The organism is Paucibacter sp. M5-1 (assembly GCF_027498415.2).
GTDB lineage: Bacteria > Pseudomonadota > Gammaproteobacteria > Burkholderiales > Burkholderiaceae_C > Roseateles_E.
The window spans coordinates 5,040,444-5,055,216 of record NZ_JAPZLM020000001.1; the positions used below are offsets into that span (position 1 = coordinate 5,040,444).

Genomic DNA, 14,773 nt, shown 5'->3' on the forward strand with positions numbered 1-14,773 from the left:
GGCAACGAGCGGATTCTTCCCTGGGGTTTACCCCAGGTCTACCCCTGACTTAAGTGGTATCTATCTGGTTTGTGATCTATGCACGAGAGATTCAGGCTTCGGTCGGCTTTTCGCTCAGATGGCCCAGCGCTCGCTGCAGGCTGGAGGCGCTGGGTTTGTCGACAAAGACGCAGCGCTTGCCATGGCGCTTGCAATGGTCCTTGACCCGCCAGTAGGCGTCGTGGCTGATGCAGCCGGTTTGGCAGATCACCAGATCGGCGGCGGCCAGGCTGGCGTCCAGCTTGGCGACGGCGTCTTCCTCGCCGCCGTCATGGTGCAGGAAGCGCCCGCCGGTGCGTTCGATCAGCTGGCGGTAGATCGGCACCACGGCCTGGCGGCCGCCGACGCAAAGCACCGCGCGTTCGCTCAGCTCGGGCAGGGCCAGGTCTGACTCGGGGGCTGGCTGCGGGGCGCGCGCCAGATCCAGCATCTGCCGGGTTTCTTCGACGCGGCGGCGCTCGCGCTCGACCTGCTGCTGGGCCGCCAGCAAAGCGCGCTCCAGCTCGTGGATGCGGCCCTGCTGCAGACGGATCTGGTCCGCCTGTTCCTGGCGGTTGCGCAGGCCCGGCACGGCGGCCTCCAGGCGCTGCAAGTCTTCGCGCAGACCGGCCATCGCCGTGTCGCGGCCCAGCAGCTCGCCGCGCAGGCGCAGCTGCTCCGACTGCAGGCGTTCGATCTGGCCTGCGCGCTCGGCCAGCAGCCGGCTGCTGCGCGACTGAGCTTGCGCGAGCTCGCGGCCCAGGATCTGGTTCTCGTCGAGCAGGGCCTCCAGGCGCTGAAGATCGGCGCGGTTGGCGGCGCCGACCTGGTGCTGCAGCATATGGATGTCGCGCAGCACCTGCTCCTGCAGGCCGGCGTCGCAGCGCGCATGGGTCAGCGTCGCCCACAGGCTGCCGGCCACGTCGTTGCTGAGCTGGGCGGCGGCCCACCAGCGCGTCAAGGCCTCGGTGCTCTTGTGCTGGGCGGACTGGCGCAGCGCGATCGCATAGCGCTGGTCCAGCTCGCGCTGCAAGGTCTCGGCCACGGCCGAGCGCGAGCCACATTCATTGATGGCGCCGCAATGTAGGTCGTAGTCGCTGGCGACGGTGCTGCCGCCCAGGCTCTTGTCGATGCGCCGGCGCAGCACCGGCATCGGCAGGCAGACCCCGATCACCGGGCACAGCGCCTGCGACGGCAGCTCCCAGAGGCGGCGCCGGCGTGAGCCGCGGGCCAGCGGCTGGGCGCTGTCATCGACGGGCGCTGGTGTGGGCAGGGCGCCTGCAAGCGTGGGCTCGTCGCCCAGCAGGCGGGAGAAGACATTGGGCTTGTCGCACATCGATGGGTGTCCCGATGACAGTCAGGCGCTTACTTGGTCAGGATCAGCTTGCCCAGCGAGGTCAGGCGCAAACGGTAGAGCTGGCCACCATGCTCGATCTCGACCTCGCGCTCATTGCCCAGCAAGGCCTGGCTGCTGAGCCGTCGCCGGTCCGGCACGCCGGCCGCAGCCGGGGAGGGCAGAACCGGCAGGCCGGGCTCGTGCGCCACAGCGGGGCGCGGCAGGGTTTGGATGGATGGGTTCATACGTTGCATCTTAAATGCGAACTATTCGCAATAGCAATAGGAATGATGGCGTTGGACTGCAAATAGTCAAATTGCGTCTGAGAACGCTTCGTATGCAGAGCGTGAGCTCACGGGTTTGCGCTGCGGGCTTGGCCGTCAGCACGCACAATGCACGCCAGATTCAATAAGAGGAGAGATGCCATGAAAGGCGATGCCAAGGTTCTGGACTATCTGAATGCCCAGCTGAAGAATGAGCTGACCGCGATCAACCAGTATTTCCTGCATGCCCGCATGCTCAAGAGCTGGGGCTACGAGCGCTTGGCCAAGCATGAGTACGAGGAGTCGATCGAGGAGATGAAGCATGCCGATCGCCTGATCGATCGCATCCTGACGATCGAGGGCCTGCCCAATCTGCAGGACCTGGGCAAGCTCTTCATCGGCGAGACCGCCGTCGAGACCCTGCACTGCGATCTGAAGATCGAGGTCGGCTCGCATGGCCTGCTGAAGGAAGCCATCGCCTATTGCGAATCGGTGCGCGACTATGTGTCGCGCGAGCTGCTGGAAGACATCCTCAGCGACACCGAGGAACATATCGACCATCTGGAAACCCAGATCGAACTGGTGGCCCAGGTGGGCGAGCAGAACTGGCTGCAGACCCAGATGACGTCCTGAGCGTTTCTGAGCAATCCCGGCCGCCGGCTGGGGTTATTGATGCGAACATGATTGAGAAGGGTTCGCATTTGCGCTAGAGTTCGGGGCAAGCCGGCGTGGTGCCGGTCCCGACCAGGCCCTAGCGCTCCATGATCGTCTGCCTCTGCCACCGAGTTTCCGACCGCGATATCCGCCGCAGCGTAGACGCAGGCATCCGCAATTTCGATGTCTTGCAGGACGAGACCCGGGTGGCCTCGGCCTGCGGCTGCTGCCATGACTGCGCCCGCGAGGTCTTCGATGCGGCGCTGGCCAAGAGCGGCTGCCCGGGGCTGTGCCATATCGATCAGGCCGAAGCGCAGCCGGTGATGCTGGTTCGCGGCTGAGGCTTGGGCCCGCCGATCAGGATCTACCAGCCGCCGTCCTCGCGGCGGTGGGGCTCGAAACGCAGCAGCAAAAAATCCACCAGCGCCCGCGTCTTGGCCGACAGATGGCTGCGGGTCGGGAATACCGCATAGATATCGGCCGAGGGCAGCGACCAGTCGGCCAGCACCGGCAGCAGCGCGCCCTGGCGCAGCAGCTCGGCCACATCCCATTGCGAGCGCAGCAAGATGCCATGGCCGTCCAGGGCCCAGGCCAGCGTTGATTCGCCGTCATTGCTGCTCAGCGGGCCACGCACCTTGATCGTCTCCTGGCGCGCGCCCTGGCTCATATGCCAGGTGCCGAAGGTCTCGTCGCGCTCGCGCAAAAAGATGCAGGCATGCTGGGCCAGTTCGCGCGGCGTGGCGGGCGTACCCGCACGCTGCAAATAGGCGGGGGCTGCGCACAGCAGACGGCGGTTGTGTGCCAGCAGCCGGGCCGTCAGCCTCGCATCGGGCAGTTCGCCGAAGCGTATCTGCATATCGAAACCCTGCTCGACCAGATTGACCGGCCGATCGCTGAGGTGCAGTTGGGCCTCGACCTCGGGAAACTCGCGCGCAAACACCGATAGTGCCGGCGCGATGTGGCGGCGACCGAAGCCCAGCGTCGCGCTGATGCGCAGCAGGCCCATGGGTGTGGCGCGGCTGCCGGCGACCGTACGCTCCAGCGCATCGAGCTCGGCCAGCACCCGGGCACCGTCAACCAGATAGGTTTCGCCCTCGGGCGTCAGGCTGATGCGTCGCGTGGTCCGATGCAGCAGGCGCACGCCCAAGCGCCGTTCCAGCGCTGCCAGGCGCTTGCTGACGGCCGGCGGCGTGATGCCCAGCTGCTGCGCCGCCGCCGCCAGGCTGCCGTGCCGCATCAGCAGCGAGAAGAAGGCGAGGTCGGAGAAACCGTCCATTGATGAATCTGAAGACTTGAAGAATTGTCGAAACAGACATTATGTGACTTCACTTCATGGATAGCATCAGGGCACAAGATCACATCTGGAGACCGCCGATGAACAAGCGCCATTTCACCCACACCCTGCTTGCCATGATGGGACTGCTGACTCTCAGTGGCGTGCAGGCGCAAAGCTATCCGGAGCGGGCGATCAAGCTGGTGGTGCCCTATGCACCGGGTGGCAGTGCCGACATCGCCGCGCGTCTGATCGCCGATGAGTGGGGCAAGCAGCTGGGCGGCAGCGTCTTCATCGAAAACAAGGGCGGTGCCGGCGGCAATCTGGGCGTCGACCAGGTCGCCAAGTCGGCGGCCGATGGCTACACGGTGGGCCTGCAGACCGTCTCGCTGGCGATCAATCCGGCGCTGACGGCCAAGATGCCTTACGACACCTTGAAGGACCTGGCCCCGATCGGCATGGTGGCGAGCTCCCAGCATGTGCTGGTGGTCAACCCCAAGCTGCCGGCCAAGGACATCAAGGAGTTGCTGGCCGTGCTGAAGGCCCAGCCCGGCAAGCTGACCTACGGCTCGGCCGGCGCGGGCAGCACCTTTCATATGTCGGCCGAGCTGTTCAAGGCGGTATCGGGCCTGCCCATCGTCCACATTCCCTACCGGGGCGGTGGCCCGGCATTGACCGACACGATGGCTGGCAGCGTCGACATGAGCTTTCCGGTGCTCTCGGCCGCGCAGCAGCATGTGCAGGCCGGCAAGCTGCGCGCGCTGGGCGTGACAGGTACCAAGCGCTCGGCCCTGATGCCCTCCGTGCCGACGATTGCCGAGGCCGGGCTGCCGAACTATGCCTTCGAAACCTGGTTCATGGTGTTCGCGCCGGCCGGCACGCCCAAGCCGGTGCTGGACAAGCTCAACAGCACGCTGAACCAAGCGCTCAACAGCCCGGCGGTTCGGGAGCGCATGATCCGCGAAGGCTTCGACCCGCTGCCCGGCACGGCGGCCCAGGCCCGCGCACGGCTGGAGAAGGAAATGCCGCAATGGGCCAAGCTGATCAAGGAGCGCGGCATCACCGCGGATTGAGGTCCTTATGTCCAATGCCCTGTTCCCGGGTTTCGAATCCCGCCTGATCACCGTCGAGGACGGCGTGCAGATCCATGCCCGCCTGGGCGGCGAAGGTCCCCCTTTGCTGCTGTTGCACGGTCACCCGCAGACCCATGCAATCTGGCACAAGGCAGCGCCGGCGCTGGCCCGGCACTTCACCTTGGTGCTGGCCGATCTGCGGGGCTACGGCGATTCGTCCAAGCCGAGCGGGGCGGCTGACCATGCCAACTACAGCAAGCGGGTGATGGCCCGGGATATGGCGACGCTGATGCGCACGCTGGGCCATGAGCGCTTCGCGGTGCTGGCCCACGATCGTGGCGCGCGTGTCGCGCACCGGCTGGCCGCCGACCATGGCGAGCAGGTGCGACGCATGGTGCTGCTGGACATCGCACCGACCCTGGCGATGTACGAGCAGACCGACGAGGCCTTCGCCCGCGCCTACTGGCACTGGTTCTTCCTGATCCAGCCCGCACCGCTGCCCGAACGCCTGATCACGGCCGATCCCGCAGCCTATCTGCGCGATGTGATGGGCGGTCGCAGCGCCGGCATGACGCCGTTCGATCCAGACGCGCTGGCCGAGTACACACGCTGTCTGAGCCTGCCCGGCACCGCGCACGGCCTGTGCGAGGACTACCGCGCCGCTGCCGGCATTGATCTGGCGCATGACCGTGCCGACCGTGACGCTGGCCGCCGATTGGCCATGCCGTTGCTGGCACTCTGGGGTGCGCAGGGCGTGGTGCAGCGCTGCTTCAAGCCGCTCGACGAATGGCGCCGTGTCGCCGACCAGGTCCATGGCGAGGCCTTGCCCTGCGGCCATTACATCCCCGAGGAAGCGCCGGACGCCCTGCTGGCGCGGGCGCTGCCCTTCCTGCTGGAGGCGTGAATCATGGCGAGCACCCTGTATCGCAAGCTGGTCGATTCGCACACGGTGGCGGTGCTCGATGCGCAGAACGTGCTGCTGTTCTGCGACCTGCACCTGATGAACGAATACACCAGCCCCCAGGCCTTTGCCGGCCTGCATGCACAGGGCCGCGAGGTGTTGGTGCCGGGGCAGAACGTCGCGGTGGTCAGCCACATCATCCCTACCCATCCAGACAAGCTGCGCATCATCCGCGACCCGGCATCGGCCTTGCAGGCGGGCAATCTGAAGCGCAACTGCGATCGCCATGCGATCCCGCTGTTCGACACCAATGATGCGCTGCAAGGCATCGAGCATGTGGTCGCGCCCGAGCACGGCATGATCCGCCCCGGCATGGTGGTGATCTGTGGCGACAGCCACACCACCACCTACGGCGCGCTGGGTGCGCTGGGCTTCGGCATCGGCACCTCCGAGGTCGAGCATGTGCTGGCGACCCAGACCCTGGTCTATCGCCTGGCCGAGGACATGCGCATCCGCGTCGACGGCCAATTGCCGACGGGCACGACGGCCAAGGACCTGATCCTCAAGATCATCGGCCGCATCGGTGCCCAGGGCGCGCGCGGCTATGTGGTGGAGTTCTGCGGCACGGCCATCACGGCATTGTCGGTCGAGGCACGCTTCACCTTGTGCAATATGGCCGTGGAAGCCGGTGCGCGCGGCGCGCTGATCGCACCGGACGCGGTGGCGATCGACTATGTGCTGGCCCGGGCTCCGGACATCGTGGGCGTGCAGCGCGACGCCGCGCTGGCGCAGTGGCGCGGCTTGCACAGCGATGCCGAAGCCCTGTTTGCCGTCGAGCACTGTTTCGACGCCAGCGATGTGGTGCCGCATGTCAGCTGGGGCACCAGCCCCGATCAGGTGGTGGCGATCGATGCTCATGTGCCGCATCCCGAGGGCGCGCAGCGGCGCAGCACCGAGCAGGCCTTGCGCTACACGCAGTTGCAGGCCGGCGCGCCGATCGAGGGCACGGCGATCCAGCATGTCTTCATCGGCTCCTGCACCAATGCCCGCATCGAGGACCTGCGGGCCGTCGCCGCGGTCGTGCGCGGCCGCCAGGTGGCGCCGGGCGTACGGGCGATGGTGGTACCGGGCTCGGGCGCGGTGAAGGTCCAGGCCGAGGCCGAGGGCATTGCTGCACTGCTGCAGGCTGCCGGCTTCGAGTGGCGTCAACCCGGTTGCTCGATGTGCCTGGCGATGAACGACGATGTGCTGGCCGAGGGCGTGCGCTGCGCGTCCACCACCAACCGAAATTTCGAGGGCCGCCAGGGGCGCGGCGCCATCACCCATCTGATGAGCCCGGCAATGGCCGCGGCGGCGGCGGTCACTGGTGTCATCACTGATGTGCGCCGACTGGAGAGCCTGCATGTCTGAATCGACAATGATCAGCGGCCGCGCTGCGGCGCTGCGCATCGACAATCTGGACACCGACCAGATCATGCCCAAGCAGTTCCTGCGCGGCATCGACAAAGCGGGCCTGGATCGCGGCCTGCTCTACGACCTGCGCTTCGATGCCCAGGGCCAGCCACGCCAAGACTTTGTGCTGAACCGCCCCGAGCATGCCGGCACCGCCATCCTGCTGGGTGGCGCCAATTTCGGCTGTGGCTCCAGCCGCGAGCATGCGGTCTGGGGGCTGCAGCAGTTCGGCATCCGCGCGGTGATTGCGAGCAGCTTCGGCGAGATCTTCTACTCGAATGCGATGAACAACCGGCTGCTGCTGGTGATGCTGGCCGAGACCGACGTGGCCGCGCTGATGGACGAGGCCGAGGCCGGCCAGGCGCTGAGCATCGACCTCGGCGCGATGCGGGTGCGCGGCTCGGCGGTCGATGCCGGCTTCGAGCTCTCGTCCCGCCACCGCCGCATGTTCGTCGAGGGCCTGGATGTGATCGGGCTGTCGCTGAGCTATCGCGAGCAGATAGACGCCTTTGCGCGCTCACACTGGGCCCGCCAGCCTTGGCTGCAGGATGTGGCGCGCAGGACGCGCGAGCGCCTGGTCTAGCCGCGCGCGTTCTCGGGCCAGAGCCGGTAGAGGGTGCGGCCGCCGGTGGACCTGGCGGCCTGGGCGGGCCGAAAGCCGGCCGGCTCGTACAGCGCCGGCACCCCGGTCCAGATGAAGACCGGCGCGGCGGTGGCTCCCGAGCCGCTGACCGGATAGGCCTCCAGCACCGGCGCGCCCTGACGGAAGGCATGGTCGGCCGCCGCCACGACCATCTGGCGGGCCAGACCCTGGCGGCGCTGGTCGGCCGCGACAAACAAGCAACTGATCGCCCAGGCGGGCAAGGCGTCAATCGGCTTGAGGCTGCGTGTGGTCTCGAAGTAGGCAAAGTCGCTGCGCGGCGCCACCGAGCACCAGGCGACCGGCCGGCCCTGCCAATAGCCCAGCAGGCCCACTGGCAGCCCGCTGCTGCATAGCGTCTTCAGCCGCTCGCGATTGAGCTCGCCCTTGCCGGCCTCGTAGTCGCGGCGCTTGCAGCGCCAGGCCATGCACCAGCAGCCGCCACAGGCGCCGCGCGCGCCGAACAGCGTCTCCAGATCGGCCCAGGGGGCGGCTGCCGCTTCCACGATCTCCAGCCGTGGCAGGGACGGAATCGATGCTGTGCTCATGGGTAGGCTCCAGTCAAGCGAGGCATGCGCTGACCCAAGCGAGAATCGCCGTTCCTGCCATCGGTCAGAACTCGGGAGCGTATCTTGTCCTATTCCAAGTAGGCAGCGGGGCCGGCTCTGACGGCATGTCGAATGGATGCGAGCGGACACTGCGCCGACGGTCTAGAGTGCGGGCATGGATCGACCGGAAGGATGCCGCCATGTTGGAAAGATCGTTGCTGCTGGCCGCCCTGCTTGCATTGCTTGTGCTGCCCACCCAGGCTCAGCCCGAGCATGAGCTGCAAAAGCTGGCCTGGCTGGCCGGCTGCTGGGCGCCCGACGGGGCTGAGCCGGGTTCGGTCGAGCACTGGTTGCCGCTGGCCGGCGATACCTTGCTGGGGCTCAGCCGCACCGTCAAGCGCGGTCGCACCACCGGCCATGAGTTCATGCAGATCCGCCGCAATGCGGCGGGCCGCATCGACTTCATCGCGACCGTGGGCGAGCAAAAGCCGGTGGCCTTCGCGCTGGTCTCGCTCAGCGAGACCGAGGCGCAGTTCGAGAACCCGGCGCATGACTTCCCGCAGCGGGTCGTCTATGCGCTGGAGCAGGGCGTCTTGAAGGCGCGCATCGAGGGGCAGACCCAGGGCCGCAGCAAGCGCATCGACTTCACGATGCGCCGGATCCGCTGCGAGGCCATGCCGGGCTGAGTCCGGTCGCCGCTTCAGGTCTTCAGCAGGCCCTTGGTCTCGATAAAGGCGATCACCTCGTCCAGCCCGGCGCCAGTTTTCAGATTGCTCATCACAAAGGGCCGTGCGCCGCGCATGCGTTCGGTGTCGGCCTTCATCACGTCCAGATTGGCGCCGACATAGGGTGCCAGATCGGTCTTGTTGATGACGAACAGATCGCTCTTGGTGATGCCGGGGCCGCCCTTGCGCGGGATCTTCTCGCCGGCGGCGACGTCGATCACATAGATCGTCAGGTCCGACAGTTCCGGGCTGAAGGTCGCAGCGAGGTTGTCGCCGCCGGACTCGATGAAGACGATGTCGGCATCCGGGTAGAGCTTGAGCATGCGGTCGACCGCCTCGAGATTGATCGAGGCGTCCTCGCGGATCGCGGTATGCGGGCAGCCGCCGGTCTCGACGCCCATGATGCGCTCGGGCTCCAGCGCGCCCGCCACGGTCAGCAGGCGCTGGTCTTCCTTGGTGTAGATGTCGTTGGTGACCACCACCAGGTCGTAGCGCTCGCGCAAACTCTTGCACAGCACCTCGACCAGGGTGGTCTTGCCGGAGCCGACCGGGCCGCCGACGCCGACGCGCAGCGGCGGCAGCTTCTTGCTACGGCCGGGGATGGAATGAAGGGCAGTGCTCATGGTGGGGAGTCGCTGAGTTGGTCAATGGCTGCGGAACATGCAAGCATAGTGCCAGCCGCGCACCTGCGGCGCCGCTCAGACGACAAGGCCGCCCCAAGCGCAGCTCGGGGCGGCCAGCAGGGACTCGCGGGGATCAGGGCTTCTTGGCGGCGGTCGTCGTGTCCGCCTTGGCAGCGGCCTCGGCCTTCACATCGGCCTTCACGTCGGTTTTCACCTCGGCCTTGGTGTCGGCGGCCGCCGGCTTGGCGGCCTTCTTGGCCTTGTGCTTGCCCTCTGCGGCGGGCTTGGCCTCGGCCTTCACCTCGGCCTTCGCGTCCACCTTGGCGGCGACGGCGGGCGCAGTCGTGACCGCCGGTGCCGTGGTTGCAGCAGGTGCCGGTGCGGCGGTCGGAGCGGCCGCGGTTTGAGCCAACGCAACGCCAGCGGCCAAGGACAGCAGCGCGGGGATCAGGGCGGTCTTCAGAGCGTTCATCAGGATGTCTCCAGGGGTGCAAAAGGTAGTGTCTCAACGACGCCTTGGCGTGCATCGTTGACCCTGGAGCGGTGCGTTGCAATGACTTACACCTGTCGCAGCTGCTGGGCGATGGCCTCCGTCAGCGGGCCGCGCGCCTCGCGCCTGTACAGCAGGCCGATGCTGCGGGCCAGCCCGAGCTCGGGCAAGGCGATCACACGCAGGGTCAGGTCTTGCTCCCAGCTGGCGCGGCGCAGCAGCGGCAGCAGGCTGACGCCGACGCGCTGGCGCACCAGCTCGGCCAAGGCTTCGATCGAATTGAGCTCGAGAAACTCCCGCACCGGCACATGCAGGCGGCGCAGCGCGCGCTCCAGCAGAGCGCCGGTGCGCTCGCTGCGGTCAAAGCGCAGAAAGGGCTGCTCGGCCAGCAGCTGGGCGGCGCTGCGGCGCTTGCTGTCGGCATGGGCCAGCAGCACCAGCGGCTCTTCATAGAGTGGGCTCCAGCCCAGCTGCGGCGGCAGCTTGCCGGCGCCGCGCACCAGCACGGCCGCATCGAGCTGGCCGGCCTCCACCATCTCGGCCAGGTCGCCCGATTTGGCCGATACCAGCTTGAGCTCCAGCGCCGCATGCTGCTGTTTCAGCGCTACCACCGCATGGGCCAGCGGCGCCACCGCCGAGACCACCGCGCCGATGCGGTAGGCCCCCGCCATCGGATCGGCGCGCAGGGCCGCGCCGCGCAACTCCTCGTGCAGCTGGGCGTCCAGGGCCAGCATGCGCTCGGCCCAGGGCAGCAAGGCCTGGCCGGCCGCGTTCAGCTGGGCCTTGCGCCCGCTCTGGCCGTCCTGGCCACCCCGGTCGAACAAGACCTGTTTGAACTCCTGCTCCAGATTGCGCATCTGCAGGCTGACGGCCGCCTGGGTCAGCGCGACCTCGGCGGCCGCCGCCGCGAAGGAGCCGCAGCGGGCCACGGCGACAAAGCTCTTCAGGCTGCGCAGGCTGGGCATGGAAAGCACTCCTTGTGATGAAGCCAAGAATTATTAGCTTTTCTTGTCATCTCCGCCGGCACACAATCACTGCGCCCCTAGATGATGGAGTTGCGACGATGAAGTTTCGCCACCTGGCCCTGGCCCTGGGTTTCGGACTGATCAGCCTGAACGCGCTGGCCCAGAGCTATCCCAACCGGTCCATCCGCCTGATCGTGCCCTTTCCGGCCGGCGGTGCCACCGATCTGCTGGCGCGAGCGATCTCGCAAAAGCTCGGCAGCCAGCTGGGCCAGACCGTCTTGGTCGACAACAAGGCCGGTGCTGGCGGCAGCCTGGGCTCGTCCGAAGGCGCCAAGGCCGCGCCCGATGGCTACACCCTGGTGCTGACCACCAGTTCCACCCATGCCATCGGCCCGCATCTGAACCCCAGGCTGCCCTACAAGGTTGACGAGGACTTCACGCCGGTGGCCCATGTGGCCAATGCCGCCAATGTGGTGCTGGTGCCCAACTCGCTGCCGGTCAAGGATGTGCGCGAGCTGATCGCGCTGGTCAAGAGCAAGCCGGGCCAGTACAACTACGCGTCCAGTGGCAACGGCACCATCGTTCACCTGACCAGCGAGGCCTTCAAGACCCAGGCCAATGTCTTCATCACCCATATCCCCTATCGCGGCACCGGGCTGGCGGTGCCGGACCTGGTGGTGGGCAATGTGCATCTGCTGTTCGACTCCATCGTCTCCGGCATGCCGCATGTGAAGGAAGGGCGCTTGAAGGCGCTGGCCGTCACCGGCAAGAGCCGGTCGGCGCTGGCGCCGGAGCTGCCGACGGTGGCCGAGTCGGGCTTGCCCGGTTTCGAGTCCATCACCTGGTTCGGCGTCTACGGCCCCAAGGGCTTGCCGCCGGCCGTGGTGGCCAAACTCAACAGCGAGCTGAACATCGCGATGCAGTCGCCCGAGGTGCGTGAGCGCCTGGCCCGGCTGGGCGCCGAGCCGGTCAGCAATGCCAGCCCGGCCCAGTTCGCCGCGATGGTCAAGGCCGACAGCGAACGCTGGGGCCGACTGATTCGTGAACGCAAGATTTCTGTGGAGTGAATGTGATGACTCATAGCTTTGATTGGAACGGCGGCTATGCCAGCCAGCGCATGCCGGTGTTTGCCCGCAACATCGTCTCGACCTCGCACCCGCTGGCGGCCCAGGCCGGTCTGCGCATCCTGGGGCAGGGGGGCAATGCGGTCGACGCGGCTATTGCGACGGCGGCGGTGATGACCCTGGTCGAGCCCTGCAGCAATGGCCTGGGCTCGGACGCCTTCGCCATCCTCTGGGACGGCAAGAAGCTGCATGGCCTGAATGCCTCGGGCCGCGCGCCGCAGGCCTGGACGCCCGAGTACTTCCGGCGCAAATACGGCGCCGAGGCCAAGAACCTGCCCAAGCGCGGCTGGGACGCCGTGACCGTGCCCGGCGCGGTGGCCGGCTGGGTGGCCTTGAGCGAGCGCTTCGGCAAGCTGCCTTTTGCCGATCTGATGGCGCCTGCGGTCGAGATCGCCGAGCGCGGCTACGCGGTGCCGGTGATCGTGCAGCAGAAGTGGACGCTGGCCGCGGCCGTGCAGGAGCTGACCTCGCAGCCGGGCTTTGCCCAGGCCTTTCTGCCCAAGGGCCGGGCGCCGGCGGTCGGCGAGCTGTTCCAGTTCAAGGACGCGGCGCGCACGCTGCGCCTGATCGGCCAGACCAAGGGCCAGGCCTTCTACCAGGGCGAGGTGGCCGAGGCGATCGCCGCCTTCGCCAAGCAGACCGGCGGCACGATGAGCGTGGCCGATCTGGCCGGCTACAGCCCCGAGTGGGTCGAGCCGATTGCGCAGGACTATGCCGGCCACACCTTGCACGAGATCCCGCCGAACGGCCAGGGCATCGCTGCGCTGATCGCGCTGGGCATCCTGAAGCATCTTGACGTGGCCGCGCACAAGGTCGACAGCGTGGCCTCGCAGCATCTGCAGATCGAGGCGATGAAACTGGCCTTTGCCGATGTCTACAACTATGTGGCCGAGCCCGGCGATATGAAGCTGACGACCGCGCAGATGCTGGACCCGGCCTATCTGGCCGAGCGGGCCAAGCTGATCGATATGGGCCGTGCGCAGGACTTCAAGGCCGGCAACCCGGTCAAGGGCGGCACCATCTACCTGACCACGGCCGACGAGAGCGGCATGATGGTCAGCTTCATCCAGAGCAACTACATGGGTTTCGGCTCGGGCCTGGTCGTGCCGGGCTACGGCGTCTCGCTGCAGAACCGCGGCCATGGTTTCACGCTGGAAGAGGGCCATGCCAACCAGGTGGCGCCGGGCAAGCGCCCCTTCCACACCATCATCCCGGCCTTCCTCACCAAGGACGGCCAGCCGGTGATGAGCTACGGCGTGATGGGCGGAAACATGCAGCCCCAGGGCCATATGCAGACCCTGGTGCGCATGCTGGACTACGGCCAGAACCCGCAGGCCGCCTGCGATGCGCCGCGCTGGCGCTACAACGAGGGCCTGTCGCTGAATGTCGAGTCGGCGATGAATGCCGACACCGTCGACGGCCTGCGCGCGCTGGGCCACCAGATCGCCGACATCAACGACAGCTACCAGGACTTCGGTGCCGGCCAGTTCATCTGGCGCCAGGGCGACCCGGCCGTGGACGGCTATGTGGCGGCCAGCGATCCGCGCCGCGACGGTGCAGCGGTGGGCTTCTGACGGCGCGCAGACCGTTATTTCCGACACTTGGGGTTTGAGGGGAGGGCTGCTACCGTGTGCCGATGAGCACGATGCTGCAGTCTCTCTCCCTCGGTTGGCAGACCGATCTGATCTTCGCGCGCTTCGACGGCCTGGTCATCGAGCGCGCCGATTGCCTGGTGGTGCGCACGCCCACCAACCCGCTGTTCTACTGGGGCAACTGCCTCGTGCTGCCCGAGGCGCCGCGCGACGCCGACCTGGCCCATTGGCTGACTCGCTTTGACGAGGAGGTGGGGCAGCACACACGCGAGTCGGGCCATGTCGCGATCGGTTTCGACACCCGCTCGCCGCAGGCCGCGCTGCCGGGCTGGCTGGCGGCCGGTTTCGAGGTCTTTGGCACCGCGCAACTGAGCCTGAGCGAGCCGCAGCTGCGCGAGCCGGCCAAGACGCTCGCCGGTGCATTCCGCTTTGCCGAGGTCGATCTTGCGGATCCGGCCCAGCGGCGGGCGGCGGTGACCCTGCAATGCGAGTCCAATGACAGCGGTTTCGAGCCGGTCAACTACCGCCAGCACCGTGAGCGCCAGATGGCCCGCTACGCGGCGATGCAGGCGGCCGGCCTGGGTGCCTGGTTCGGCATCTGGCATGGCGGCGAGCTGGTCGCCGACTGCGGTCTGTTCAGGCATGGCGCGCTGGGCCGCTTCCAGCATGTCGGCACGCACCCGGCCTGGCGCCGGCGCGGCCTGTGCAGCGCGCTGATCCAGGGGGTGAGCCGCCACGGCCTGGCCGGCATGGGTTTGCAGCGCCTGGTGATGTGCGCGGATCCGGACGATGTGGCCATCGGCATCTACGAGAATGTCGGCTTCCAGCGCGAGGGCCGCTACTGGGGCGCGCAGCGCCGTCCCGCGAATGATGTGCGATTGGCGTGATTTGTCCCCGGCTTGGGCTTCGTCGGCGCGCCGGCACGGCTTGTCCGCCGTCAAGCCGGCCTGTAGGATGAGAGCCTCAAATAGGCAAGATCCATGACCAAGCTCCTCGACCGCAGCAGACCCCGCACACACCGTGCCGCGGGCGTGCGCGTCCGTGCTGGCGGTCTGCCGTGCGCGTCGGTCTGACCCGCCCCCTCCCTTCCTCTTTT

General features: G+C 67.4%; 17 protein-coding genes. 10 read left to right on the top strand and 7 right to left on the bottom strand.

Going from position 1 to position 14,773, the window contains the following annotated elements:
- Window positions 1-91: 91 nt before the first annotated feature.
- Both O5M90_RS23970 and hemP read right to left on the bottom strand, forming a co-directional pair.
- Window positions 92-1,354, bottom strand: coding sequence for a DUF2325 domain-containing protein (locus O5M90_RS23970; protein WP_269837819.1), 1,263 nt, complete (start codon window positions 1,352-1,354; stop codon window positions 92-94).
- A gap of 29 nt (window positions 1,355-1,383) precedes the next feature.
- The gene (hemP, locus tag O5M90_RS23975) at window positions 1,384-1,599 is read right to left on the bottom strand and encodes a hemin uptake protein HemP (protein ID WP_269837818.1); all 216 of its coding nucleotides are present in this window, start codon (window positions 1,597-1,599) and stop codon (window positions 1,384-1,386) included.
- 180 nt (window positions 1,600-1,779) lie between these two features.
- Here hemP and bfr point away from each other — a divergent pair, with 180 nt between their 5' ends.
- Complete coding sequence (bfr, locus tag O5M90_RS23980; protein ID WP_137942997.1) at window positions 1,780-2,250, top strand: bacterioferritin; 471 nt, start codon at window positions 1,780-1,782, stop codon at window positions 2,248-2,250.
- Between the two features lie 128 nt (window positions 2,251-2,378).
- A complete protein-coding gene (locus O5M90_RS23985; protein ID WP_262971083.1) occupies window positions 2,379-2,612 on the top strand; it encodes a (2Fe-2S)-binding protein in 234 nt (77 codons plus the stop codon).
- A 23-nt stretch (window positions 2,613-2,635) separates the two neighbouring features.
- On the opposite strand, the gene O5M90_RS23990 is transcribed toward O5M90_RS23985, so the two are convergent.
- The gene (locus O5M90_RS23990) at window positions 2,636-3,547 is read right to left on the bottom strand and encodes a LysR family transcriptional regulator (RefSeq protein WP_269837817.1); all 912 of its coding nucleotides are present in this window, start codon (window positions 3,545-3,547) and stop codon (window positions 2,636-2,638) included.
- A gap of 98 nt (window positions 3,548-3,645) precedes the next feature.
- Between O5M90_RS23990 and O5M90_RS23995 the strand changes: the two genes are divergently transcribed.
- Genes O5M90_RS23995 through leuD form a run of 4 tightly spaced genes read left to right on the top strand, consistent with a single transcriptional unit; the run spans window position 3,646 to window position 7,553 of the window.
- A complete protein-coding gene (locus O5M90_RS23995) occupies window positions 3,646-4,617 on the top strand; it encodes a tripartite tricarboxylate transporter substrate binding protein (protein WP_440402389.1) in 972 nt (323 codons plus the stop codon).
- A 7-nt stretch (window positions 4,618-4,624) separates the two neighbouring features.
- Entirely contained in the window at window positions 4,625-5,521 is an 897-nt protein-coding gene (locus tag O5M90_RS24000; protein WP_440402390.1) for an alpha/beta fold hydrolase, read from the top strand.
- Window positions 5,522-5,524: 3 nt separating this feature from the next.
- Entirely contained in the window at window positions 5,525-6,928 is a 1,404-nt protein-coding gene (gene leuC, locus O5M90_RS24005) for a 3-isopropylmalate dehydratase large subunit (protein WP_269837816.1), read from the top strand.
- Entirely contained in the window at window positions 6,921-7,553 is a 633-nt protein-coding gene (gene leuD / locus O5M90_RS24010) for a 3-isopropylmalate dehydratase small subunit (protein ID WP_269837815.1), read from the top strand. The genes leuC and leuD overlap by 8 nt, the downstream gene beginning before the upstream one ends.
- On the opposite strand, the gene O5M90_RS24015 is transcribed toward leuD, so the two are convergent.
- Window positions 7,550-8,158, bottom strand: coding sequence for a GNAT family N-acetyltransferase (locus O5M90_RS24015; RefSeq protein ID WP_269837814.1), 609 nt, complete (start codon window positions 8,156-8,158; stop codon window positions 7,550-7,552). The two genes, leuD and O5M90_RS24015, sit on opposite strands and share 4 nt — an antisense overlap.
- Window positions 8,159-8,358: 200 nt before the next feature.
- Here O5M90_RS24015 and O5M90_RS24020 point away from each other — a divergent pair, with 200 nt between their 5' ends.
- A complete protein-coding gene (locus O5M90_RS24020; protein WP_269837813.1) occupies window positions 8,359-8,844 on the top strand; it encodes a DUF6265 family protein in 486 nt (161 codons plus the stop codon).
- 14 nt (window positions 8,845-8,858) lie between these two features.
- Here O5M90_RS24020 and ureG read toward each other — a convergent pair whose 3' ends face one another.
- The 3 genes from ureG to O5M90_RS24035 form a co-directional block, all read right to left on the bottom strand.
- Window positions 8,859-9,506 (bottom strand): urease accessory protein UreG, encoded by a 648-nt coding sequence (ureG, locus tag O5M90_RS24025; protein WP_137942988.1) that lies wholly within the window; start codon window positions 9,504-9,506, stop codon window positions 8,859-8,861.
- Window positions 9,507-9,639: 133 nt separating this feature from the next.
- Complete coding sequence (locus tag O5M90_RS24030) at window positions 9,640-9,978, bottom strand: hypothetical protein (RefSeq protein ID WP_262971076.1); 339 nt, start codon at window positions 9,976-9,978, stop codon at window positions 9,640-9,642.
- Window positions 9,979-10,064: 86 nt separating this feature from the next.
- The gene (locus O5M90_RS24035; RefSeq protein WP_262971075.1) at window positions 10,065-10,961 is read right to left on the bottom strand and encodes a LysR family transcriptional regulator; all 897 of its coding nucleotides are present in this window, start codon (window positions 10,959-10,961) and stop codon (window positions 10,065-10,067) included.
- A 98-nt stretch (window positions 10,962-11,059) separates the two neighbouring features.
- On the opposite strand from O5M90_RS24035, the gene O5M90_RS24040 reads away from it, so the two are divergent.
- The 3 genes from O5M90_RS24040 to O5M90_RS24050 all read left to right on the top strand — a co-directional run bounded on the left by O5M90_RS24040 (window position 11,060) and on the right by O5M90_RS24050 (window position 14,564).
- Window positions 11,060-12,028 (top strand): Bug family tripartite tricarboxylate transporter substrate binding protein, encoded by a 969-nt coding sequence (locus O5M90_RS24040; protein WP_137942986.1) that lies wholly within the window; start codon window positions 11,060-11,062, stop codon window positions 12,026-12,028.
- Window positions 12,029-12,033: 5 nt separating this feature from the next.
- On the top strand, window positions 12,034-13,659 hold the full coding sequence (locus O5M90_RS24045; protein WP_269837812.1) for a gamma-glutamyltransferase family protein: 1,626 nt from the start codon (window positions 12,034-12,036) through the stop codon (window positions 13,657-13,659).
- Window positions 13,660-13,730: 71 nt separating this feature from the next.
- Complete coding sequence (locus O5M90_RS24050) at window positions 13,731-14,564, top strand: GNAT family N-acetyltransferase (protein ID WP_269837811.1); 834 nt, start codon at window positions 13,731-13,733, stop codon at window positions 14,562-14,564.
- Window positions 14,565-14,773 lie beyond the last annotated feature (209 nt).